This window comes from Arthrobacter sp. NPDC058192, assembly GCF_042883665.1.
In the GTDB taxonomy this organism is placed as follows: Bacteria; Actinomycetota; Actinomycetes; order Actinomycetales; family Micrococcaceae; genus Arthrobacter.
The window spans coordinates 13,597-35,609 of the sequence record NZ_JBHVVJ010000007.1 but is presented as its reverse complement, the minus strand read 5'-3'; the positions used below and the strand labels follow the sequence as shown (position 1 = coordinate 35,609).

General features: G+C 66.8%; 24 protein-coding genes. 5 read left to right on the top strand and 19 right to left on the bottom strand.

Annotation, left to right across the window (positions count from 1 at the left end; translation table 11 throughout):
- Nucleotides 1-20: 20 nt before the first annotated feature.
- Both ACFVVK_RS08860 and ACFVVK_RS08855 read right to left on the bottom strand, forming a co-directional pair.
- On the bottom strand, nt 21-614 hold the full coding sequence (locus tag ACFVVK_RS08860) for an NADPH-dependent FMN reductase (RefSeq protein WP_390266053.1): 594 nt from the start codon (nt 612-614) through the stop codon (nt 21-23).
- A 193-nt stretch (nt 615-807) separates the two neighbouring features.
- Nucleotides 808-1,266, bottom strand: coding sequence for an Hsp20/alpha crystallin family protein (locus tag ACFVVK_RS08855; protein WP_390266052.1), 459 nt, complete (start codon nt 1,264-1,266; stop codon nt 808-810).
- 301 nt (nt 1,267-1,567) lie between these two features.
- Between ACFVVK_RS08855 and ACFVVK_RS08850 the strand changes: the two genes are divergently transcribed.
- Entirely contained in the window at nt 1,568-2,608 is a 1,041-nt protein-coding gene (locus ACFVVK_RS08850) for an NAD(P)-dependent alcohol dehydrogenase (protein ID WP_390266051.1), read from the top strand.
- Nucleotides 2,609-2,748: 140 nt separating this feature from the next.
- Nucleotides 2,749-3,489 carry an SDR family NAD(P)-dependent oxidoreductase gene (locus ACFVVK_RS08845; RefSeq protein ID WP_390266050.1) on the top strand — a complete coding sequence of 247 codons (741 nt, stop codon included), beginning with the start codon at nt 2,749-2,751 and terminating at the stop codon, nt 3,487-3,489.
- A gap of 32 nt (nt 3,490-3,521) precedes the next feature.
- On the opposite strand, the gene ACFVVK_RS08840 is transcribed toward ACFVVK_RS08845, so the two are convergent.
- A complete protein-coding gene (locus ACFVVK_RS08840; RefSeq protein WP_390266185.1) occupies nt 3,522-4,406 on the bottom strand; it encodes a helix-turn-helix transcriptional regulator in 885 nt (294 codons plus the stop codon).
- Nucleotides 4,407-4,592: 186 nt separating this feature from the next.
- Between ACFVVK_RS08840 and ACFVVK_RS08835 the strand changes: the two genes are divergently transcribed.
- A complete protein-coding gene (locus ACFVVK_RS08835) occupies nt 4,593-5,423 on the top strand; it encodes a nucleoside hydrolase (protein WP_390266048.1) in 831 nt (276 codons plus the stop codon).
- A 16-nt stretch (nt 5,424-5,439) separates the two neighbouring features.
- Here the strand turns inward: ACFVVK_RS08835 and ACFVVK_RS08830 are convergent, their stop codons facing one another.
- From ACFVVK_RS08830 to ACFVVK_RS08810, 5 genes are all read right to left on the bottom strand, one after another.
- Nucleotides 5,440-5,979, bottom strand: a complete 540-nt coding sequence (locus ACFVVK_RS08830; RefSeq protein WP_390266046.1) for an HPP family protein — start codon at nt 5,977-5,979, stop codon at nt 5,440-5,442.
- Between the two features lie 64 nt (nt 5,980-6,043).
- A complete protein-coding gene (locus ACFVVK_RS08825) occupies nt 6,044-6,853 on the bottom strand; it encodes an SDR family oxidoreductase (RefSeq protein WP_390266045.1) in 810 nt (269 codons plus the stop codon).
- Nucleotides 6,854-7,002: 149 nt separating this feature from the next.
- A complete protein-coding gene (locus ACFVVK_RS08820; RefSeq protein ID WP_390266043.1) occupies nt 7,003-7,215 on the bottom strand; it encodes a hypothetical protein in 213 nt (70 codons plus the stop codon).
- Nucleotides 7,216-7,394: 179 nt separating this feature from the next.
- Nucleotides 7,395-8,342, bottom strand: coding sequence for a carbohydrate ABC transporter permease (locus tag ACFVVK_RS08815; RefSeq protein ID WP_390266041.1), 948 nt, complete (start codon nt 8,340-8,342; stop codon nt 7,395-7,397).
- Entirely contained in the window at nt 8,342-9,289 is a 948-nt protein-coding gene (locus tag ACFVVK_RS08810; protein ID WP_390266039.1) for a carbohydrate ABC transporter permease, read from the bottom strand. Before ACFVVK_RS08810 ends, ACFVVK_RS08815 begins: the two co-directional genes overlap by 1 nt.
- Before the next feature lie 185 nt (nt 9,290-9,474).
- Here ACFVVK_RS08810 and ACFVVK_RS08805 point away from each other — a divergent pair, with 185 nt between their 5' ends.
- On the top strand, nt 9,475-10,812 hold the full coding sequence (locus tag ACFVVK_RS08805; protein WP_390266038.1) for an ABC transporter substrate-binding protein: 1,338 nt from the start codon (nt 9,475-9,477) through the stop codon (nt 10,810-10,812).
- Nucleotides 10,813-10,867: 55 nt separating this feature from the next.
- Here ACFVVK_RS08805 and ACFVVK_RS08800 read toward each other — a convergent pair whose 3' ends face one another.
- On the bottom strand, nt 10,868-11,005 hold the full coding sequence (locus ACFVVK_RS08800) for a hypothetical protein (RefSeq protein ID WP_390266037.1): 138 nt from the start codon (nt 11,003-11,005) through the stop codon (nt 10,868-10,870).
- Nucleotides 11,006-11,272: 267 nt separating this feature from the next.
- On the opposite strand from ACFVVK_RS08800, the gene ACFVVK_RS08795 reads away from it, so the two are divergent.
- A complete protein-coding gene (locus tag ACFVVK_RS08795; RefSeq protein WP_390266036.1) occupies nt 11,273-11,638 on the top strand; it encodes a hypothetical protein in 366 nt (121 codons plus the stop codon).
- Nucleotides 11,639-11,653: 15 nt separating this feature from the next.
- Here the strand turns inward: ACFVVK_RS08795 and rfaE2 are convergent, their stop codons facing one another.
- The 10 genes from rfaE2 to ACFVVK_RS08745 form a co-directional block, all read right to left on the bottom strand.
- Nucleotides 11,654-13,225: a D-glycero-beta-D-manno-heptose 1-phosphate adenylyltransferase gene (gene rfaE2, locus ACFVVK_RS08790; RefSeq protein ID WP_390266034.1), complete on the bottom strand. Its 1,572-nt coding sequence runs from the start codon at nt 13,223-13,225 to the stop codon at nt 11,654-11,656.
- Between the two features lie 175 nt (nt 13,226-13,400).
- Nucleotides 13,401-14,102 (bottom strand): SDR family oxidoreductase, encoded by a 702-nt coding sequence (locus tag ACFVVK_RS08785; RefSeq protein WP_390266032.1) that lies wholly within the window; start codon nt 14,100-14,102, stop codon nt 13,401-13,403.
- Nucleotides 14,103-14,160: 58 nt separating this feature from the next.
- On the bottom strand, nt 14,161-15,555 hold the full coding sequence (locus tag ACFVVK_RS08780) for a PfkB family carbohydrate kinase (protein ID WP_390266030.1): 1,395 nt from the start codon (nt 15,553-15,555) through the stop codon (nt 14,161-14,163).
- Nucleotides 15,552-16,214, bottom strand: coding sequence for an SIS domain-containing protein (locus tag ACFVVK_RS08775; protein WP_390266028.1), 663 nt, complete (start codon nt 16,212-16,214; stop codon nt 15,552-15,554). The genes ACFVVK_RS08780 and ACFVVK_RS08775 overlap by 4 nt, the downstream gene beginning before the upstream one ends.
- On the bottom strand, nt 16,211-17,464 hold the full coding sequence (locus ACFVVK_RS08770) for a glycosyltransferase (protein WP_390266027.1): 1,254 nt from the start codon (nt 17,462-17,464) through the stop codon (nt 16,211-16,213). Before ACFVVK_RS08770 ends, ACFVVK_RS08775 begins: the two co-directional genes overlap by 4 nt.
- Entirely contained in the window at nt 17,461-18,477 is a 1,017-nt protein-coding gene (locus ACFVVK_RS08765; protein WP_390266026.1) for a glycosyltransferase, read from the bottom strand. Before ACFVVK_RS08765 ends, ACFVVK_RS08770 begins: the two co-directional genes overlap by 4 nt.
- Nucleotides 18,474-19,547, bottom strand: coding sequence for a glycosyltransferase family 9 protein (locus ACFVVK_RS08760; protein ID WP_390266024.1), 1,074 nt, complete (start codon nt 19,545-19,547; stop codon nt 18,474-18,476). The genes ACFVVK_RS08765 and ACFVVK_RS08760 overlap by 4 nt, the downstream gene beginning before the upstream one ends.
- Entirely contained in the window at nt 19,544-20,098 is a 555-nt protein-coding gene (locus ACFVVK_RS08755; protein ID WP_390266022.1) for a D-glycero-alpha-D-manno-heptose-1,7-bisphosphate 7-phosphatase, read from the bottom strand. Before ACFVVK_RS08755 ends, ACFVVK_RS08760 begins: the two co-directional genes overlap by 4 nt.
- Before the next feature lie 165 nt (nt 20,099-20,263).
- The gene (locus ACFVVK_RS08750; protein ID WP_390266020.1) at nt 20,264-21,124 is read right to left on the bottom strand and encodes a sigma-70 family RNA polymerase sigma factor; all 861 of its coding nucleotides are present in this window, start codon (nt 21,122-21,124) and stop codon (nt 20,264-20,266) included.
- A 188-nt stretch (nt 21,125-21,312) separates the two neighbouring features.
- Nucleotides 21,313-21,996 carry a hypothetical protein gene (locus tag ACFVVK_RS08745; RefSeq protein ID WP_390266018.1) on the bottom strand — a complete coding sequence of 228 codons (684 nt, stop codon included), beginning with the start codon at nt 21,994-21,996 and terminating at the stop codon, nt 21,313-21,315.
- Between the last annotated feature and the right edge of the window lie 17 nt (nt 21,997-22,013).

Below are 22,013 nucleotides of genomic sequence, written 5' to 3'. Positions count from 1 at the left end.
ACCGCGTGAAGGGACGCGGGTTAGGCGGCCATGCCGGGTTCATTTCCGTGGGACTGGTCCGGACGGAGGACCTTCAGGGCGCCGGCCCACGCTATTACCTGGTCAAACAGGGTCTGCAGATTCGTCTCTGCGGCCGCCGTCGGGATGAACGTGCGGTAGTTTTCGAACTCTGCCGCTAGGGGCAGCGCCACTTGTGCCCGGACGTCCGCCAGCTGCAGCTCTGCGGCCACCGCCCGGAAGTGTTCGACGGCGCGGATGCCGCCGCTGCTTCCGTAGCTGACGAACCCGGCCGCCTTGTTGTTCCACTCCTTGTAGAGATAGTCCACGGCGTTTTTCAGTGCACCCGGAATCGAATGGTTGTACTCCCCGGTGACGAAGATGTAACCGTCGAAGCGCTCGACAGCCTCGGACCAGGCCTTGGTGTGCGGCTGGCTGTACCGGCCGAGGGAGGGCGGCAGCGGCTCATCGAGGATGGGTAGCTCGAAGTCGGCGACGTCGAGTACGTCGAACGTGGCATCGTCGCGTTCTGCTGCCCGTGAAAGCACCCAGTCCGCCACGGGCTTGCCGAGGCGTCCTGGCCGTGTACTGCCGAGCACGATGGCAATGCGGATCATGGCGGGCTCCCTTCCGGAGACTTCTTCTTACTTACTCAGAACAACAACCCGGTCCGTGCAATGCTTCCGCTGCGGGGACTGGGCAGGACGGAGATAGTAAGTAGGCGGGATAGGGCCGCCGCCGGGCAGATCGGCGCTGAGACGCAGCGTCCGGCAAATGTCTACAAGGGGCTCCTCAGGAAACAGAAGCCGATTACAGCGACTGCGGTGATTCCGGCGACTGCGGTGGCTCCGGCGGCTGGTAGCCGCCCCGGGAGACCCTGATCTTCGTGGCGGCCGGACCGGGCTGGTCGGGAACCTGAACGCGGATTTCCAGGACGCCGTCGACGTAGCTGGCTTGCACGCCTTCCGGGGCGGCCCCGCGCGGCAGCGGCACGGTGCGGGAGAAGACCCCGTATCGGAGCTCACTGCGGTACCCGGGCCGGTCTCGGTGGCCGGGGTCCTCGCGCCGGGCCTCGATGTGCAGGGCGTCATCGGCGATGGTGATGTCGACGTCGTTCTCGGGATCGATGCCGGGCAAATCGGTTCTGACCACCAGCGTGGTTCCGTCCCGGTATTCCTCGATCCGGAGGCCGGTCTCCGACTCTCCCTGCAAGAAGCGGCGGACCTGCTCGGGGACTTCGAAACCGGTGCGCGTGAAGATGTTATCCATGCCTGCCTCCTAGGTCGGCTCGGTATCCATAAGGACACGTTACGACGAAACCCGCCCAGTTTTGAGGGGTTCTGGCATAACCCGTTTCAGCAGAGCCCTCGCTAGGATTGCCAGCTGCCGGTTTCATGGAGATAGACCCCTTTTAACTTCCGACCAGCGCATCACGTCATGCGCGCAACAATCACGCATGCCTCTGGCGGCGAGGCTGTAAGGCCATGGATGAGCGCCGCGCCATCAAGGTGCTTCTCCGCCCGTGAAGCCCGCCGCTTGAAAAGAACCTAACCACCAAAACAGGAGAACGATGACTACCGTCAACGCCTATGCAGCCCCGTCCGCCACCGGGGACCTTGTCCCCACCACCATCGAGCGCCGCGACGTGGGCCCCCACGACGTCCTGATCGAGATCAAGTACGCCGGCATCTGCCACTCCGACATCCACACCGTCCGCGGCGACTGGGGTCCCCAGTCCTATCCTCTGGTTCCGGGCCATGAGATCGCCGGCATCGTCACCGAGATCGGCTCCGCGGTGACGAAGCACGCCGTCGGCGACCGGGTCGGCGTCGGCTGCATGGTCAATTCCTGTGGCGAGTGCACCAACTGCCAGACGGGCGACGAACAGTACTGCCAGAAGGGAATGACCGGCACCTACGGCGCCGTCGACCGCGACGGAACCGTCACCCAGGGCGGCTACTCCACCCACGTCGTCGTTACCGAGGACTTCGTCGTCACCATCCCCGAGGGCATCGAGCTCGACGTCGCCGCGCCCCTGCTGTGCGCCGGCATCACCACCTACTCGCCGCTGCGCCGATGGGGCGCCGGCCCCGGCAAGAAGGTCGCCGTCGTCGGGCTCGGGGGGCTTGGCCACATGGCCGTCAAGCTCGCCTCCGCCATGGGCGCGGACGTGACTGTCCTGTCGCAGTCGCTGAAGAAGCAGGAGGACGGCCTGCGCCTGGGCGCGAACAACTACTACGCAACCAGCGATCCGGGCACGTTTGAACAGCTCGCCGGCAGCTTCGACCTGATCATCAACACGGTCAGCGCCTCGATTGACATCAGCTCCTACCTGCAGCTGCTGTCCCTCGACGGCGCCTTGGTGAACGTGGGCGCCCCTGCGGAGCCGCTCCCCGTCAACGCGTTTGCGCTGATCGGCGGACGCCGCTCCTTCGCCGGTTCCATGATCGGCGGCATTCCGGAAACCCAGGAGATGCTCAACTTCTGCGCCGAGCACGGTCTCGGCGCCGAGATCGAGGTCATCCCGGCCCACAAGATCAACGACGCTTATGAGCGCGTCCTGGCCTCGGACGTCCGCTACCGCTTCGTGATCGACACCGCCACTCTCTAAACGCCGCGTCCTCGCCAGGAGGCCCTGCCCGGAATCAGTTCCGGCGGGGCCTCCTGTGTGCTCCGGAAGGGGCGATACTGGGCAGGGGGCGGTCCCTCCCAACAGCCACGACAGCGTACGAAAACCACGAAGGGGCAGACATGGCGCGCGTTCTGGTCACCGGTTCAACGGATGGGCTTGGTCTCGCGACGGCGGAAACGTTGCTCGAAGACGGCCATGACGTGATCGTGCACGCCAGGTCCGCTCAGAGGAGGGCGGCAGTGCAGCACCTCATCGAACGGGGCGCACACTGTCTTGTGGCGGAGCTCGCCGATCCCGCCGACGTCCGGCAGATGGCCGACCAAGCGAACCAGATCGGCGCGATCGACGCCCTCATCCATAATGCCGGCGTGCTGAACGGTTTCGCACTGCTGCCAGTCAACGTTGTGGCCCCGTACGTGCTGACGGCGCTGATCCAAGGGCCCCGGCGACTGATCTACCTGAGCAGCGGCATGCACCGCGGCGGCGACACCGGGTTGAGCGGCCTGGACTGGTCGGGGCGTTCCGCGACAGCCTCTTACTCGACGAGCAAGCTGCACGTCACCGCGCTCTCGGCCGCGGTGGCGCGCTTGGCGCCGCGCATTGTCAGCAGCGCCGTAGACCCCGGGTGGGTGCCCACCCGGATGGGAGGGCGCTCAGCGCCCGACGACCTGCGGCTTGGACATCGCACTCAGGAGTGGCTGGCAACCAGCAATGACCCTGCCGCGTTGAGCACCGGGGGTTACTGGTACCACCAACGCACGCACGCCCCGCACCCGGCCGTTCAGGATCAGCGGTACCAGGACGCCCTGCTGGCGCAGCTGGCGGAGCATACCGGCGTCACGCTCGAGGCGCTGGCCTAGCGGGGGATACCAGGCGGCTCCCGGTGCGCAGGTCAGCGCGCGGTGACCACCTGGGTAGCCCTCTCCACGACGTGTTCGGTCGCGGCCCAGGATGCCAGCAGTTTCAGGGCCTGTTCTGTGGGGCTGCCGGGGACGGCCGGGTAGACGGTGAGGGACTGGCCGGAGTCTTCCTCGAGTTCCAGCTGCTGATAGTTGAGTTCAAGCGGCCCAACGACGGGGTGGTGAAACGACTTCGTCCCCGAATAGTGACGGCGGACGTTGTGCGCCGCCCACCGGGTGCGGAACTCCTCGCTGCGCATGGAAAGCTCGCCCACGAGTTCCGCAATGCCTTTGTCGTGCGGGAAACGGCCGGCCTGGCGGCGAAGGATCGCCACGTTGACGTTCGCGGCCCGGTCCCAGTCGGGATAGAAATCGTGGGCCCGGGGGTCTAGGAAAATGTACCGAGAATGGTTCGCGGGCCGTGACGTGCCACGGTACATGTCGAAGTACATTGCAAAGCCCAGCGCATTGGCGGCGATGATGTCCATCCGGTTGTTCGTGATAAGTGCCGGGGCTTCCGTGATCGCGTCAAGAAAGTATTGCAGGGCCGGTGGGACGGTGTTCGCCAGCTGCTTGGACCGCACCCGAGGTGCCTTGTTGGCTGTGCGGGCGAGGTCGTGGAGGTGGTCGTGTTCGGCGCGATCGAGTTCGAGCGCCCGCGCGATCGCGTCCAGCACAGTGTCGGACGCGCCTGACAGATTTCCGCGCTCCAGCCGGGTGTAGTAGTCAACACTGACCCCGGCGAGGCGGGCGACTTCGTCGCGGCGCAGTCCCGCGACGCGGCGGCGCGTCCCGACAGGGTCGATCCCTGCCTGTTCAGGGGTGATGCGCGCCCTGCGGGAGATGAGGAATTCCCGCACCTCAGCGCGATTGTTCATGGTCATGTTCACTACGTTACGTCGTTCGTCCGGGAACTTGAGAGGTTCTGCTGGACCCCGTTACACCAGACCTCTCCCTAACTTCCGCTCCCGCAATCAGACAGTACGCCGGCCGAACCACCCCTTCGGCTTCCGCCCATTGAAATTGCCGGGGACCAGGCAAGGCGGATCAAGCCACACTGATTCATGAACATGATCAATGTGGAGCCGCGCTGCCGAATCATCCTTGACAACGACTGGGCAGGTGACCCGGACGGACTCATCGGACTGACCCATCACGCGCTGTCGCCGGCGAATAGGATCATCGCGATAACGAGCTCGCTGACCAATCCAATGTTTGGATGCCCCGAAGGGATGGCACAGGGCGGGGCGGACCTGGCAGAGGATTTGCTGCGGGTTTTGAAGCTCCCGGAGTTGGCAAGTGTTCACGCCGGTCCTGACAGCCCCTTCACCGGGCAACGTCGGAACACAGCCGCCGCGCGGGCCATCATTGACGCCGCCAATGCCGAGGGACAGCTGCCGTTGCTCCTGGTGTGTGCTGGCCCCCTGACGAACATTGCCGATGCGCTCCTCCTGGAACCGGATATCGCAACCTGCTTCACGCTGGTATGGGTCGGCGGGTCCGCTGCGAACGAGGGTGAATACAACTTCGACACGGATCCGGCCGCCGCCCAGTTTGTGCTGGGGAATCAGCAACTCGCCGTGTGGCAATTTCCTTTGGAAACGTACCGTCAGGTTGCCATCTCTGTTGCCGAGCTCGACTACTCCCTCAGCACGGCCGGAGCGGGCGGTGCTTGGCTGTGGCAACGGTTCAACAGTCTCAAAGTGCCGGACTTCGTCCACTTCGGTCCGTTGTGGTGCTTAGGAGACAGCGCGCCGCTCGTCGTCACCGGGCTCGACGACGTCACCTCCAGGTTTGATGAAACACGCGATTCGCCCTCCAGAAGGACGTACACCGACGTGGACTCGAGACTGGTCATCGCCGACTTTTTTGCGCGCCTGCGAATGCAAGGCTAATGCTGGCGGCGCTGGCCTACTCGGCAGGTGCCGGTCTGGTGCCAAGGAGAACATTCAAACCCCAGCCTGCAGCGGTGATGAGCAGGATGGCGCCAGCCATGGAAAGCAGCTGCGGCGGCGTGGTCAGGATTCCGAGGCTGACGATCAGCGTTGTCGCTCCGGCCGGTGGGTGCGGCTTCCGCAGCCACGTCAGGATCAGCGTGGTGAGCGCCACGGACAAGGACCCGGCGGCGACGTAGAGGACAGTGAGCCCGCCCACCGGGGCCGGCGGGCTGTCCTGGAGGCCGAATGCGTACAGGCAGAGCACGCCCATCACGAGGCCGGTGAGGTGCCCGATCAGCGTGTTCGCTGGCCGGGCTGCGGGCTGCTCCGGCGATTCGAAGAACAGCATCACCGTGGGGCCCAGGCTGGGAAACAGCCAGGGGAGGTGCAAGGCCACGCCGACCACGCCGGCCAGGGCAAGAACCACGAGCGAGAGCACGGCGGCGTAAGCAGCGGGCCCCAGTGCGCTGCGTCCTGAACTCACGCGCTTCAGCAGTGACGGCTTCAGGGGCACGGGCGGCCGCCTTCTGAGAAGAATCGCTCTAGGGTGCTGCCACGCGGGGCTGCGGGCCGGCTGATCACCCTTGCCGCCAGTCGTTGCTGGCAATGTGAGAGCCGGCCTGTGGGCCCATCTGGAGCATCCCGCCATCCACAGCCCAGGAAGCCCCGGTGACGTAGCTGGACGCCGCAGAGGCCAGGAACGCGATAACTTCGGCAACCTCCCGCGCATCCCCAGGCCTGCCGAGGGGAACACCGGGCCGCTCGACACCTTCCGGGTTCACGTCGGTATTGCCCGTCATCGGTGTGGCGATTTCCCCCGGGGCCACGCTGTTGGCAGTGATGCCAAACTCCGCGAGTTCTAGGGCCATCGTTTTGATGAGCCCTCCCAAAGCGTGCTTGGAGGCGTCGTAGGCGGAGGCACCCACGCGCGGCTGGAACTCGTGGACACTGGTCACCGCAACGATGCGGCCTCCGCGGTCGGCGGCGACCATCCGCCGGGCAGCCGCTTGCATGCAGACGAACGCACCGTTGAGATTGGTGTCCAGTGTCGACATCCAAGTCTGATAATCAAGATCCAGGAACCTGGTGCCGTCACCGGTCCCGGCGTTGTTCACGAAGACGTCCACACCGCCGAGCTCGTCGGCGAGTTGATCGATATTGACGGCCGCGCCGGAAACATCCGTGGTGTCCAAGTGCCGCACAACAGCCTTCCGGTGCAAGCCTCGGACCTCTGCTGCGGTTTCCTCGGCTCCGCGCTGGTCCGAATGCCAGGTAATTCCGACATCCAGCCCGACGCGGGCAAGCGCCACGGCAGTGGCGCGCCCGATCCCTGAGTCCGATCCGGTGACAATCGCCGTCGTCGGGTGGAAATCTGCCCTGTGCTTCATAAATCCGCCTTCCGTGCCTAGCTCGTGGATTTTGTGGGGTTGTCGGTCGCCTTAAGCTCGTCCTCCGCCGTGGCTTGGACGCCGGGGCTCAGTCGGGCTTTGAGGGAGGGAAATCCGGCGGTTGCGCCAGAAGAGAGATGTCCTCTTTCCTAGCTGCCGATGGGCATCTTTTTGGGGCTGCGCAGCGTTGCTGATGAGGAGCCGATCATGGTCGAAGTGCTGCCTTCACTGTCGGTCAGAGTCATGTGGACGAGCTTTCCTGCTCGTTCCGCCGTAGCTACTTCGAAGACAAACCCGCCCATTTTGACCTGGTCACCGGGCCTGAGCTGGCTGATCTTCCTTTTTTCGAGCTTGTTAGTCACTGCGCCTCCCAGCTGAGCTTCGCGGATTCCAGTTTGTCCTGGCCGTCGGCATCGGACTCCAACGGCGTCCGCACAGAAATACTAAGTGTGCTTATTGATCATGTCCAGACGCTGCTTGGACAGCGTAGAGGGCTTGCTAAAAGGCACGCGATGCCACGAGCGCCGCATCGTGCCTCGGGTCAGCCTTTCCGGCCTTCGGTGGCGACCCCTTCAATGAAGTGCCGTTGTCCGAAGGCGAAAAGAACGAGCATGGGCAAGGTAATGAGCAAGGTGGCCACCATGACGTATTGATAGTCGCCCTGGCCTCCGTTGGTGGGGCTGTATTTGGTCATGGCGTAGGCAATCCCGAGCGGAGCAGTGAAACCTTCGACCGATCCGGCGTTGAGGTAGATCAGTGCGGACTGCAGGTTGTTCCAGCTTGCCTGGAATTCGAAGATGAAGATCACCACCAGCGACGGGATGGAGAGCGGCAGGGCGATCCGGCGAAAGAGCCCAAAGTAGCTGGCGCCATCGATCCGCGCGGCTTCGAAGAGCTCCCGGGGGAGCCCGAGGAAGAATTGCCGTTGCAGGAAGATGTAGAAGGCCGAACCGAAGAGGTTCATCCCAAACAGTGGAATCCAGGTTCCGAGGACTCCGAGGTTTTTCCAAATCAGGTACTGCGGCACCATGGTCACCGCCCCCGGGAGCATCATTGTGGCCAGGACGAGGCCGAAGAGTAAGTTGCGGCCCGGGAACCGGAAATAGGCGAAACCGAAGGCGATCATGGCGCTGGAGAAGGTGACGAGTGTGGCAGCCAGGACGGCGATCAGGAAACTGTTGGCCACCCAGTGTCCCAGCGGGAGCTGGTCCCAGACCTGGACATAGTTTTGCGGCGAGAACGTGCGGGGAACCAGCGCATTGTCGAACACCTCGGCGCGGGGTTTGAGGCTGGCGGCAATCAGCCACACCAGCGGGTACAGGAACGCGGCGCTGATTACGACCAGCAGAGCCCAAAGCAGCAGCCGCACCGCCCTGGCCCGCGGAGGGCGCGTTTTTCGGCGGGGCCTTGAGGGCCCGACGTCGGTCTTCGCGTCGGGCGTGGGGGTGGGGAGCTCTGTGCCGGCCGGCTGGGCCCGTGTGGTTGCCATCAGCGTTTCTCGCCTTCGTAGTAGACGAACCTGTTCCCGATTCTCACCTGCACGAGGCTGATGAGCAGGATCAGAACGAAGAGTACCCAGGCCATGGCCGAGGCGAAGCCGAAATTGAACTCGCGGAAGGCCTGCTGGAACAGGTAAATCCCGTAGAAAAGTGATGCCTCCGGGGACGAACTGGTCTGGTCCCTCCAGAAAAGGAGGTAGGCCTGGTCGAAGACCTGCAGCGCCGCGATCGTCAAGACAATCACGTTGAAGAAGATAGCACCCGAGATCATGGGCACGGTGATGTAAAAGAACCTCCGGACAGAACCGGCGCCGTCCAGGTCGGCCACTTCGTAGAGGTCCTTGGGGACGCTCTTCAGTGCCGCGAGGAAAATGACCATCGTGCCGCTGACACCCCACAGTGTCATCAGTACGATCGAAGGCTTTACCCAGCCCGGATCGATAAGCCACTGCGGACCCGAGATTCCAACAAAGCCAAGCGCCTGGTTGATGGCCCCGGTGTTTCCGTTCAGCAGGAGCAGGAACACCGCAGCGGTGGCAACGGACGGCGTCATCTTCGGAAGGTAGTACACGGTGCGGAAGAAACCCGCGCCGCGCCCGACCCGGTTCAGCAGAAGGGCAAGCCCAAGCGCGACGCAGATTTCCAGCGGCACGGCCATGACGGCGTAAAACAAGGTGTTGGCCAGCGATGTGGCCACCTTTGGGTCGTCAAAGAGCCGGGCGTAGTTTGAGATGCCTGCCGGTCTCGCAACGTTGGTGGCGAGGTTGTAGCGGCTGAAGGAGATCACCAGGCTGTAGGCCATGGCGCCGAGCATGAACACGACGAAGCCGACGATCCACGGCGAAATGAACAGGTACCCTGCCAGCGCTTCCCGGCGGTTGTACTTGATCCGCGCTGGACGCACCTTGCCGGCAGACTTGCGCGCCGGAATCTTCACGGATGATCTTTCTCCCACCACTGGCCCCCCCAATTCCGCGCTTGCGCGCCCATTCAGCTTCGGCTAGCTTTCCAAATAGCAAGCTTACTTACAGTCTGGCAGTTAAACCGGGTTTCACCGAAAGAATCCCCGGCCGCGCTGACATCGAAACTCGGAGGATGCAGATGGGTGTTCGGCAAAAGAGTGTGGCGTTTCTCGCTCTGGCGGTCTTAGGTCTGACGGCGTGCGGCGGGGACAACGGGTCCCCGGCCGGAACGGCGGATTTTAAGAAGGAGGCCTCCGGGTCACTGAGTGCCTGGGCTTTCGATAACGCCGACGACGTCGGCAAGGCCCGGATGCAGTACGCCGTCACACAGCTGCCGGGCGTCAAGATCACGATGGATCAGACGCCTTTTGATGCGCAGAAATTCACCACACGCGCCGCCAGTGGCGATGTGCCGGACGTGGTGCAGATGGACCGGGCATTCGTGGCCACTTACGCCGCCCAAGGGCTCATCAAGCCCCTCGACGGGTGCTTTAGCGCGCACGGCATGGACCCGAAGAAGCAGTTTTATCCCGCCGTCACCGAGCAGGTCACCTATCAGGACAAGATCTGGGCGGTGCCCCAGTTCTACCAACCGGCTGCCATCATCCTCAACCAGGACGTACTGCAGGCTGGAGGCGTCTCTGCAGGCGACATTGACACTTCGGATAAGACGAAGCTGCTGGACGCGGTGGCTAAGACGTACAAGTCCAGCGGAAGCAACCCCTCAACGCTGGGTTTTGATCCGGTTGCCGGTGGCCAGGCCGAACTGTGGCTTCTGGGGCAGGGCGGCAAGCTCATGGACGACAAAGGCACCCCGGCCTTGGATGACCCGGCGAACATCGAGGCGCTGACCCTGCTGAAGGAGATTTACGACGCCCAGGGCGGATATGCCAAAGCCAAGAGTTTCAGCGATTCGTTCGACACCTTCGGCAAGGACAACCAGTTCGTCAAGAAGCAGGTGGGCGCCCAGGTCGATGCCCAGTGGTACGTCAACGTCCTCGCATCCTATGCACAATCACTGAAGATCTCCGCTGTCCCGTTCAAGGACAAGGATGGCAAGCCCTTCACCGTCGCGGGCGGAACATCGTTCGTCATTCCCGCGGGGGCCAAGAACGCCGACGCGGCATGCGCCTGGATGACATCGCTGGTCACCGACGAGGCCTGGTCAGCGGCGGGCGCGGCCAGGGCCGAGAAAATCGCCTCCACACCCGGGGCCATCAACACCGGCCTCTTCACCGGCTCTCCCTCGGCTGACAAGCTGATCCGGGACAAATTCGTCAAGGCCAGCGGCAACGCCGGATTCGACGAGGCCATCGCAACGTACTACGACGTCTTGCCGACCGGAAAATCGCTCGGGGCCTCACCCGCCGGCCAAACCATCAAGACCGAACTCAACAACGCCATCGCCTCGGCCCTTCTCGGCACGAAGACGCCGGACAAAGCACTCGCCGATGCCCAGGCCGCGGCCAAGCGTGCCGCCGACCAGGTTGGCTCCTAAGGGACTGAGGAGTTAGCGCCGCCTGGCTGCCGCGCGGAGCTGGAGGTGGCGAGACCTACTCTCGGGTGGGCGTTTCCTCCAAGGGGTGCTCGGCCGCCTCGTGGTGTTGCCGGGCCTGCTCCAGATGGCGGGCGAGCTTTTCCTCGGCATCGTGGCGCCGCTGCCCGATGGTACGCATCTGTCGGGTGCTCACATTCTCGCGATGCGGTCGGGGGCCGCCCGGGACGGTTCCTTCCGTGCTCTCAGCCGGTGGCCCCATCGGAACCGGCTCAATGGTCTCGCTCATGAGCGTATTATCCCACCGCGCTCTCGATGGAAGAAGGACATCCTGCAAGCGGGTACGGAAAAGCTGCGACGGTGACAGATCCCGTTTGAACTTTCTGCGCCGTCGCGGTGTGCCGCTGGCCGCGCCGTGCAAGACTGTTCAAAGGTTGTCCGACCCGAGCCCGGAGGTCTATTGATGTCGCTATACCAGCCGGAACCCGTCGAGATCTCCACGCGGATGCGGCCCGGAGAGTGGACGGAGAACACTCTCGAGGCGTTGATCGCGAGTTATCGGGAGAAGCTGCAGCGCATGGGCGCCGCGGCGTCCGAGATCGACGTCGTGACCGATCGTGACGACGGCGGCGGCGTCAGCGTGGTGGCAACCTGGCTCAAGCCCGCAGTGGCAGAGGAACTCCGGGAGGAACCGGACCGGTCCGGCCTTTTGGCGATGAAGCCCGACGACGAGCCGCTGAGGCGGACCCCGCCGGGCGAGCCTGTGCATCCGAGAGCCGCGGAGGAACTCCTCGCGGACGACTCGGCCCCGGACGAACCCGCCCCGTAGCCGGGCTGAGTCCGGTCAGGTCGGCTCTTCCTGCGTTTGGGCGCTGCCCGCGCTCTGCTTTTGGGCGCTCCCCGCGCTTCGGATGCGGTTGACGACGGCGGTCGTGGACACGTCCTGGACGTAGTCGAGGATGGTCACCCGCCCGCCGTAGCTTTCCACCGCGTTGGTTTCTACGAGCATTTCGGGGCTGTAGTCGCCGCCCTTGGCGTACACCTCCGGGCGCAGCTGTTCGATAAGTGGGACGGCCGTTGACTCGTCGAAGACGGTCACGTAGTCCACGCAGCTTAGGGCCGCGATCACGGCGGCCCGGTCGGTCGCCGTGTTGATGGGGCGCCCGTCGCCCTTGAGCCGGCGCACGGAGGCATCGCTGTTGAGGGCAACCACCAGGACGTCCCCGAGCTGCTTGGCCTGGTTGAGGTACCTGGTGTGCCCGCGATGGAGCACGTCGAAGCAGCCGTTGGTCAGCACGATCCGCTGGCCCTCTGCCCGGTGGACCTGAAGCTGCCGGGCCAGCTCCCGAGCGCTGAGTGCGCTGTTTTCGAAACTCCCCAGGTAACGGCTTAGGTCATCGCTCCCGCAGACCGCGGTGCCCGGTTTGCGGACAGCCACGTCTGCTGCCGCCTGGGCCAGATCCACGCTGGTGCTCAGGGCGAGCCCGGCGGCCCGCCCCACCGTCAGGGCCGCGACAAAGGTGTCGCCGGCACCCGAAGCCTGTTTCTCCGCGACAGGCCTGGCCCAAGTGCGGTGTACCGGCCCGGACGAGGGCAGGAGCACCGTGCCTTCCCTGTCCAGGGTGACCACGACGGCGGAAGCCCCCGCCGCGCCGAGCAGCTCGTCCCGATGCGAGACGGCCCAGTCCTGCCGGCCGCCGCTGCCGGGGTGCTGAAGTCCCAGCATGCGGGCGGCTTCCTGCGCATTTGGCGTGACGAGGTCCGGCCGCAGCCCGGCCCATGGCGTCGGATCGTGGGCGTCGACCACCACCAGGAGTGACTCCGGGCGCCGCGGCAGGGAGGTCATGAGGAGGTCCCGGACCGGGCCGTCCAAGGCTCCATTCCCGTAGTCGCACAGCACCACGGCGTCAAAATCGCGGAAACGCTCCGCGAGGCAGGCCGTGATGCCGTCCAGCGCGGCAGCGGGTACGGGCCCTGCACCGTCGTCGAACCGCACCAGGAGCTGACCGCCGCTGCTGATCCGGGTTTTCGTCGTCGTCACCATTTCCGAGTGCCGCTGCACCCAGCCGGCGTCGACTCCCGCCGCCTCCAGCTGCCGTTGGAGTTCGTCACCGGCGGCATCAAGCCCCGCCGCGCCGGCCAGCTTGACGCGGGCTCCCAGCGCGGCCAGGTTCATGGCCGTATTGGCGGCACCGCCCGGCGCCCAGGTGCGGAGCCGGACGTCAACAACCGGGGCAGGGGCCTCCCGGCACAGGCGATCAATGGTGCCGTCCCACCAGCCGTCCAGCATGAGGTCACCCACGAGGAGAACGGCCGGGGCCGACTCTGCAAGTTTCAGCGGCAGCCATTCAGTGAGGCCGCGCTGGGCAGCGAACTGGCTTTCGACCGTTTCCGGGTGCTCTCCGTCGGCGCTCATGGTTCCCCGTTCCCGATCCGACCCGCGAGGCAGGCCGGCTGCGTTTGTTTCGGTGACTGGAGGTCTTGAGCTGGCTGCGGGGCCTCCCTATCCGTTCCCGTACCCAGGGGCGCCGGTTTCTACACGCCCCCGGACCGATTGGTTGGCGCACGCCGTTCACACGGATGTTCCTGCCTCAGGGCCAGGAGTTCTCCCCCTCGTGGCAGATAAGCATCTCCCGGACCTCGCAGCCGATCGGCTGGGACAGAACGAACAGGATGGCGCGGGCGACGTTCGCAGGGTCGTTCAGCCGGGAATCGTCCGAGGGCTTGTACTGCTCCGGCCGGTCGTCGAAAAATCTTGTCTTCATGCCACCGGGGATCATCGCCGTCACACCGATTTCTCCCGCTGTTTCGGCAGCGAGGGCGTGGGTGAAGCCCAGCACGCCGAACTTGGACGCGCAATAGGCGCTGGCCTCGGGCAGTGCCCGCTTCGCAAGCGTGGATGCGACCGTGACGACCCTGCCGCGGGATTCCTTCAGATAGGGCAGGGCCGCCCTGACTGTGGATACCGTGCCGAGGAGATTTACGGCAATGACCTTTTCCCAGTCGTCGGCGGACACCGACTCGAGTTTGCCGCAGCGGTCGATGCCCGCCGCGGTGACCACCGCGTCGAGGCCGTTCAGGCTGACAGCCGCTTCCCGGACAGCTTCTTCAACCGCTTCCCGGTCGCTGACATCGACCTGGAAGGCTTTCGAAGCAGTGGCGGCGGTGATGTCCCTGTCCAGGACCACCGGGACGCCGCCCACCTGCAGGACGGCGTCGACGATGGCGGCGCCGAGACCCGACGCCCCGCCGGTTACCAGGACCCGGCCGGGCCATAATGCTTTTTCACTCATGATCGTTTCCTTTCACAGAGGGGAGGCAATGATTCCCCGGGGCGGGTCCCGGGAAAAGTCAGCTGACGCGCGCCAAGGAACGGGCGAGTACGGTCGTGGAGCGGGCGGGGTGGTAGGGGACGATGGCGCAACGGCCGCCCCAGCTTTCCACCAGGGCCGCCTCCGGCAGGCTGGCTGGATCGTAGTCGCCCCCCTTGACCCAGATGTCCGGGCGGAGTTGGGCGAGGCAGGCCTCCGGGGTGTCTTCCTCGAACACCACGACGGCGTCGACGGCGCCGAGGGACTCCAGCAGTTCCTTGCGGTCCGCCTGGTTCAAAATGGGACGCTCCGGGCCCTTGAGCCGGCGCACCGAGGCGTCGGAATTCAGGCACACGATGAGGCAGTCACCAAGCTTCGCGGCGGCAGCGAGTGTCCGGGCGTGGCCGGCATGCAGGAGGTCAAAGCAGCCTCCGGTCGCCACCACGGTTCCCCCTCGGGCCTGGATGCGGCGGGCGAGGCTGACAGGATCGGCGGCAGCGGGCCCGCCCGGTGCCGGATGCGGCCCGCCCGGACCATGCCTGCCGAGCGTTTCGACGCCGCCGCGGCCAAGGAAGGCCGCCGCGTCCCGGACCGCCAGGGCGGCCGCTTCCTCGACCCCGTGCCCGCGTGCCCGGTGCAGCGCAAGCGTTGCGGCGAGCCTGTCGCCGGCCCCGCAGGGGTCGGCGACGTCCACGCGGGGCGCGGCGATGCGCTGACCCGGCAGCCCGGCCACAGCGAGCTCCGCCCCGACTTCGCCGAGGGTCACCAGAACCGCTTTGGAACCCCAGCGTTGGCGAAGGACCCGGGCGAGGCTGGCGGGGCTTTCGGTGCCGGACCCCGCGGAGCCGTCCAGCCCCGCCGCTGCGGCCAGGAAGCCACGGGCCTCTGCCAGGTTCGGCGTCACGACGTCGGCCCCGGGAACCGGCGCGGCGCCCTTGGGGTGCGGGTCCCAGATCACCGGGACCCGGGCTGCGGCCAGTTCCAGGGCGGCCCGGAGGCGGGGATTGCTGGTCAGGCCCCTGCCGTAGTCGGACACCACGATCACCGCGGCATGCCGGATGGCCCGAAGCATGGCCCCCGTGACTTCCGGGGTGCGGACTTCGCCGCAGCCCTCGTCGTAGCGGACCACGGGACGGCCGGCTGCCCGCACACGGGTCTTGACCGGCGTGGGCAGCCCGGACGGTCCTGCGACGAGGCTGACCGCGCCCAGACAGGAGCCCAGCGTGCGGCCGGCCTCGTCGCCCGCAAGGACGGTGACCAGACTGACTTCATGGCCGTCGTCCGCCAGCATGCTGGCCACCAGGCCCGCGCCGCCGGCGCGGCGGCGGACGGCGGCGACATCCACCACCGGGACGGGGGCGTCCGGGCAGAGCCGGGTCGTCTCGCCCTCAATGTCGACATCGAGCAGCACGTCGCCCACCACGGTGATTTTCATGACCGTCGCTCGCTGATCGATCCCGGCGAGAGCCGGGCAAGCTGGGCGTCGAACGCGCGGCACACGGCGTGGATCGCGATCAGATGGCACTCTTGGGCGCTCGCTGGTCCGGCGTCGATCGCAACTGCCTCCCCGCACTGCGAGGCGAGGGGATTGGGGGCACGCCCCGTCAGCGCCCACGTCGTTATGTGCAGCCCGCTTGCGGCCTCGGCGGCGCGCGCCAGGTTGGGGCTGCGGCCCGACGTCGAAAGGAGCAACAGGATGTCTCCGGCACGGCCGTGGGCGCGTACCTGGCGGGCGAAGACCTCTTCGAAACCGTAATCGTTGGCGATCGCGGACATCGCCGAACTCTCGGCGTGCAGGGCAAGTGCCGAGAACGGCACCCGCTCTCCGTCGAAACGCCCGACCAGTTCGGCGGTCAGGTGTTGCGCCTCAGCGGCGGACCCGCCGTTGCCGGCGACGAGGAGGCGGTGGCCGCCCAGGAGCCGCCGGGCGAGCTCCTCGCCCCACGCGGCCAGCCGCCCGGCGTGGCCGCGGAGCGAGGACAGTGCCGGCAGTACGTCGTCCAGATGGGACTCGACGACCGCCAAACTGCCGTCGGCGGTCGACGGCGGAGCAGGTGCCGGGGCCGCGTCGGCGCGGGTCCAAGAGATGCTCACAGCGCCGCCCCCTTCAGTGCCGCCGTGCTGCTGCCTGCAGCGCGCGCCGCCAATGTCAGCCGGTAGGCCTTCTCCGAGTCCGCGGCCACCCGGTCCCAGGAATAGCGGGCCGCCGCCCTGGTCCTGCCGGCAGCCCCAAGTTCCTGCCGGAGCCGTGGACTGGACAGCAACATGGCCAGGGCGTCGGCGGTGGCTTCCGGACAGCGGGGCGGCACGTGGATGCCGGTGGCTTGGTCGAGAACGGTGTCCGCGAGGCCCCCAACTGCCGCGGCCACGACGGGGATGCCGCAGGCCATGGCCTCCAGGGGCACAATGCCGAACGGTTCGTACCACGGGGTGCAGACCACCGCGTCGGCGCTGCGGAAGATTCCGGGCATATCTTCGCGCGGAACCTGCCCCTGAAACGTCACGTGCTCGCCGAGCCCGAGCTCTGCTGCCAGCAGCGCAAGCCGTGTGGCTTCAGGATCGGCGCCGGATCCGGCGTTTCCCTTTCCTCCCACGATCAGCAGCTCCGTGTCCGGGAAGCCCCTGTCCCGCAACAGGGCAAGGGCCTGGAGCACTGTGTCCACGCCCTTGCGGGGGACCAGCCGGCCCACCGAAAGAATCCTGTGGCGGTGTTTTCTGGTCGCTGCCGGACCAACGGGTGTGAAGAATTCCAGGGCGACGCCGCAGGGGGCGATCGACACCTTGGCGGCGTCTATGCCCATGGCTTTGAGTTCGAAGACCTCGTCCGAGCACGTCGCGATGATGCGGTCCGCCGAACGGCCGACGGCAGGTTCGAGCCAGCGGCGCTCCCCGGGGCTGGTGTCTGCCTTCCCCTGGTGCCGCCGCTTGACCGTTCCCAGTGCGTGAAAGGTCTGGACTACAGGGACCCGCGGGCCGGTGCCGGCCGCTGCCGCCTCGAGTGCTGCCAGCCCCGACATCCAGAAGTGCGCGTGGACGATGTCCGGTGCCACCCTCTCAAAGTCCCTGCCGATTCCGGCCGCGAGGTCGCCGATAAAGGGCAGGAGTTCATCCTTCGGCACCGCGCAGGGGGGTCCTGCATTGACGTGGACCACCTCAAGCCGCGGCTGGACCCGGACGCGATCCGGCAGTGCGGGATCGTCCCGGCGGGTGTACACCCGGATGTCGTGGCCCCGGCCAGCCAAGGCTGCGGACAGCGCGGCAACGTGGACGTTCTGCCCGCCGGCATCTACTCCGCCCAGGGCGGCGAGCGGGCTGGCATGCTCCGAAACCATGGCTATTTTCACCTGGTGCTCCTCTCTCCGGCCTGTCTGAGGCTCCGCACGGATCGGTGCGGGCGTAGGGGCAGCTCGCTCAGCAGCGAGTCCCAGTCGTTGAGGAAGCGGGCCAGCCCGTAGCGGGACAGGGCGGCTTCGCGAGCCTGGAGGCCGCGTCGCCTGGCCTCCTCCGGGTGACGGAGCAGGAACCGCGCGGCGCTGACCAGTTCGTCGACGTTTGCTGAAATGGCACCGGCGTCCGGGGGGACGGCCCGGCTGGCCTCGGTCGTGGCCAAGGCCAGCACGGGAGCGCCGAGGTGCATCGCTTCCAGCAGCGCCAAACCCAGTGACGTCCAGCGCAGCGGATGCACGTACGCCCGGCACCGGGCGACGGCGGCGTGGAGCTGGGGGCCCGGCAGATCGCCGCCAATGCGCAGCCGGGAGGCGGGGATTCCTGTGGCCTCCTGCAGTTCCGCTCCGCCCATGCCGAAAACCTGGAGCGGGGCCGCCGCGGCGAAGTGTGACAGCAGGTCCGTGCCCGTCACGCGTCCCCTGCGCACCGGCTCGTTCACCACCACCGCCAGCTCCGGGGTCTGGCCTGTATAGAGGTACCCGGGATCGTTTATGCCGTGCTCGATGACCACCACCGGCGCGGCGCCGTTGTCCCAGATCAGGGCGTTAAAGTGCGTGACGTGGACCAGCGGGATGGTGCGCTGCTCCGCCAGCGGATGGACGGTGGCGGGAATGTGGCCCTTGGGCGTGTTGTGCTCTACGTACACCGCGGGAAGGTCGTGCCCGGGCCTGCGGTGCAGGACGCGGGCCACCTCGTCTATTTCCTCCGGTCGCTGGAGGACCACGGCGTCCACGCTGTCTGGATCAAGGCTGCGGAGGTCGACGTCCTGTACCGACTCGGGCCACGGGCGGCCCGCACGACCGAGGCCCCACGGACCCCCCGCGGCCAGGGACGGGAGCAGATACGAGTGCGGTCCGCGGACGAAGGCGTCGGTCCAGGACCCGTGGACGTGCCAGAGCAGAATCCTCACCGGCGGACCTTTCGCCGTGTGGCCAGCGACGAAACGCCCCTGATGAGCCGCTCCACTGCCTCCATGACCTGTTCCGGGGAGACCGAACTCAGGCACGGGTGGCCCGGCACAGGGCAGTCCCGGGCGCGGGTCTGCCTGCACGGGGCGTTCTGGTCACCCAGCAGTTCCAACGGCACGCCGAAGGGAGCCCAACGAACCGCGGGAACGACGGGGGAGAACAGGCAGGCCACCGGCGTTCCGACGGCGGCGGCCAGGTGGGCGGGCCCGGTGTTTCCGGTGACCAGCACGTCGGCACCGGCAATGACCCCGGCGAGGGCCTTCAGGTCGGTGCGGCCGCCAAGATCCAGCGCCGCCGGTCCCGCGACGGTCGCGGTCAAGGCCGTCTCGCTGGGCTGTCCGGTCACCACCACCCGGTACCCGGCACCTTCGAGCAGTTCCACGGCCGCGGCATGGTGCAGCGGCGGCCAGACACGCGACGGCGCCGACGCTCCGGGATGCACCACCACATACGGCCCCTCGCCGGCGAGGCCATGAACGTCGGGAACCTCCGAAATCCTCAGCCGGCCGTCGTCACCACGGGGAAGGCTGTAGCCGGCGGCCCGGGCGATGCCCAGCGCGCGTTCGGCCTCGGGCTGGTCTTCTGGAAAATCCTCTCCGGGACGTAGCCTGATGTCCAGAAGCGAACCAGGGTAGTCCGTGGACGCCGCCACGGTCCGGGAGACGCCGGCGAGCCGCAAGAGCTGTGCCAGCGGTAGCGGCGACTGGTGGAACGACGTCAGAATCACGGCCTCTGTGATGCGCGAGTTCCGGACGAAGTCCACGAACTGCTCGAAGTGCCCACGCGTCACCGGGGGAGGCGGGTTGGCGATCCACGGGCAGTCCCACACGAAGACCTCCGTGACGCCGGGGAGCAACGCCGCGGCGGCTTCGCCCTGCGGGCCGCAGACGAAGACGACCTCGTTGGGTGATGTCCCGTCCGGGTCCGGGCCGTTGGCCGCGGCACGCACGGCGGGGCCGGCGAGAAGAACGTCGCCGATGCTGTCCAGCCGGGCCACGAGTACGCGGCTCACCGCTGGTCCTCCTGCCCGATCGCCGCCACGATCAGTTCGAGTGCGCCCTCCAGATCCGGGGCCACCGTGGCTGCCGCCGCGATCTCATCTTCAAATGTCACGGCCGTGGGCACCAGGATCCCCCAGGACCCCGCCCGCGCGGCCGCCTCGACGTCTGTGCCGATGTCGCCGACATAGGCCGTCTGGCTGGGTTCGACGCCGAGCCGGCGGCAGGCAGTCAGAATCATGCCGGGGGCAGGTTTGCGGCACAGGCACGAGTCCTCCGGGCCGTGGAAGCAGACCTCCCAGAGATCGAACGGCCCCAGCAGTTCCTCGACGCGGCCGTTGACGGCGTCAACCTGCGCTGGTGTCAGGAGACCGCGGGATACGCCGGACTGGTTCGTCAGGACCCCGGTGCGCAGGCCCAGGCAGCGCAACCGCCGGAGCACATCCCCGGCGTGCGGCATCGCCCGCACAAGGTCTGGATCACCGTTGTACGGCACATCACAGACCAAGGTGCCGTCCCTGTCGAACAGTGCCGCCAGCAGCGGGAGCCTCCGTGGGCTTTCCATACTGCGCCCGTTCCCCGAAACGGGCGCAGCTAAACCCCTTTGCTAAACCTTTTTGCTAAACCCCATTATTTGGACCCCCTTCGCGGACAGCGACGGTCCCGCGTATTGGACTCCCTGCACCGGCCAGAACCGGGAGGGCCGGAGACCAGGAGGTTCCGCCGGTGGTCACATTGTGCTTGAACGGCCGGAGCTGCGGCGGGGAGATCCCTTCGCCTCCGATCCTGACCCGGCCCTGCTCGGCGTCTCGGTGGGGGAGGTGCTGGACGCCGTCGGCAGGCTTGCACTGCCCGCGTCGGGCTCCAGCAGCCGGCGCTGAAGGGCCACGAGCACGCGGGCCAGCCGGCGCGATACCTGCATCTGCGAGACACCGAACCGTTTGCCGAGATCTGCCTGGCTGTCCTCGCAAAAATACCTGCGGTACAGCAGCTCCCGATCGTCGGCGGCGAGCTCGCAGATCGCCTGCCGCAGGCACAGCACCTGGTCCAAACGCTCCCACGGTTCTTCTCGAAGCGGCGCCGGGACATCCGGACGAGCCGCCCCCTGCCCCTGGTGGTCCACCGCATCGAGCGAATCAGGGCGCATGCTGGCCGCCGCGGCATGGGCTTCCCGCACAGCTGCCGCGTCTGTCCCCAGCTCAGCTGCGAGCTCGCCATCCGTGGGCCTGCGCCCCAGCCGCTGCGTCATTTCAGGTTCTGTCCACAGGATCTCCGACCGCAGGTCCTGGACCGGCCGCGGCGGACGCACCATCCAGCAGCGATCCCGGAGATAGCGTTTGAGCTCGCCTCTGATGGTCGGTGCCGCATACGCCGGGAACCCCCCGCCGCGTTCCGCGTCGAAGCCCCGGGCGGCCTTGACCAGGCCGAGGTACGCAACCTGGAGCAGGTCGGCATGCTCCCTCCCCGGCGCGACGTAGCGGCGGGCAAGGGCCTCGGCCAGATCCATGTGTTCGAATACCAAGTCATCGAGGAGGGCCCGGCGGAGCTGGCTTGCGCCCGCCCGCCCGGCCGCCGCGGGTTTATGCGTCATCTCGTCGTCCCCGGTCCGGAGCGGTCGAAAAAGCCCGTGGCTAGGCTCAGCAGTAGCAGACCATAAGGCTGCTTATTAAGCAATGCTTGATTCCGGACGACAGCACTGTTAGTCCACCCCGTATCGGTGCACCGAATGGTTGGGGAAAACCCGGAAGGCCAAGGGCAGGGCGGCGGAGCGGCCCGACCCTACCGGCGTGCGGGCTGGCGGGCTGCGGTGTATGAGGGTTCGCGCAGCCGGGCGGCCCAGTCGTAGGTGCCTGTGCCCGGGAGGGTGTTCAGCACCGGGTCGAACCGTTCGGACGTGTCCGGGGCGCCGCCGGCTCCAAGGGTGAGTGTTCCGAACCCGACCCAGTGCCCGGTGGGGCGGGCGTAGTAGAGGCCCAGTACCCAGGCGTTCTGACCGAGGTCAGAGCGGAAAGTCTGTGGCTCTGCCAAGAGTGGCCCGGGTGCCGAGACCGTGCGGGCGGCCAATAGGAGGGGACCGGACGCAGTCTTGTAGGGCATGAGGGAGCTGAACACGCCCGCGGCGGCGTTTCGTCGGAGGGTGAGGGCGAACCGTCCGGCACGTGATGCCCCGGTCGAGGCCAGCAGGACGTCTGAGGGGGTGCCGTCGTTGGTGAAACGCAGCGCCAGGCCCAGGACATCGGGGCACCGGCCGGGCAGGCCGAGGGAACGGGAGAGCCGGGCTGTCACTGGGTCCGTGCCGGCGGTATCGATCCACTCCGCGCCCGAGGAGGCGCCGTGACGTTCGAGGGTTCCTGTCAGCCGCACACCTTCGGGGTGTATGGGCCTGCCGGGCCGCACAGCTTTGATCGTGCGGAAAACCCCGGCAAAGCCGGAGCCAAACGCCCTGCTGATTCTTCGACGCACACTTGCCTTCCTAACCG

Coding starts and splice junctions, on each gene's coding strand:
- ACFVVK_RS08860 (WP_390266053.1), bottom strand. CDS start 614: ATGATCCGCATTGCCATCGTGCTCGGCAGTACACGGCCAGGACGCCTC.
- ACFVVK_RS08855 (WP_390266052.1), bottom strand. CDS start 1,266: ATGGATAACATCTTCACGCGCACCGGTTTCGAAGTCCCCGAGCAGGTC.
- ACFVVK_RS08850 (WP_390266051.1), top strand. CDS start 1,568: ATGACTACCGTCAACGCCTATGCAGCCCCGTCCGCCACCGGGGACCTT.
- ACFVVK_RS08845 (WP_390266050.1), top strand. CDS start 2,749: ATGGCGCGCGTTCTGGTCACCGGTTCAACGGATGGGCTTGGTCTCGCG.
- ACFVVK_RS08840 (WP_390266185.1), bottom strand. CDS start 4,406: ATGAACAATCGCGCTGAGGTGCGGGAATTCCTCATCTCCCGCAGGGCG.
- ACFVVK_RS08835 (WP_390266048.1), top strand. CDS start 4,593: ATGAACATGATCAATGTGGAGCCGCGCTGCCGAATCATCCTTGACAAC.
- ACFVVK_RS08825 (WP_390266045.1), bottom strand. CDS start 6,853: ATGAAGCACAGGGCAGATTTCCACCCGACGACGGCGATTGTCACCGGA.
- ACFVVK_RS08815 (WP_390266041.1), bottom strand. CDS start 8,342: ATGGCAACCACACGGGCCCAGCCGGCCGGCACAGAGCTCCCCACCCCC.
- ACFVVK_RS08795 (WP_390266036.1), top strand. CDS start 11,273: ATGTCGCTATACCAGCCGGAACCCGTCGAGATCTCCACGCGGATGCGG.
- rfaE2 (WP_390266034.1), bottom strand. CDS start 13,225: ATGAGCGCCGACGGAGAGCACCCGGAAACGGTCGAAAGCCAGTTCGCT.
- ACFVVK_RS08785 (WP_390266032.1), bottom strand. CDS start 14,102: ATGAGTGAAAAAGCATTATGGCCCGGCCGGGTCCTGGTAACCGGCGGG.
- ACFVVK_RS08780 (WP_390266030.1), bottom strand. CDS start 15,555: ATGAAAATCACCGTGGTGGGCGACGTGCTGCTCGATGTCGACATTGAG.
- ACFVVK_RS08755 (WP_390266022.1), bottom strand. CDS start 20,098: ATGGAAAGCCCACGGAGGCTCCCGCTGCTGGCGGCACTGTTCGACAGG.
- ACFVVK_RS08750 (WP_390266020.1), bottom strand. CDS start 21,124: ATGACGCATAAACCCGCGGCGGCCGGGCGGGCGGGCGCAAGCCAGCTC.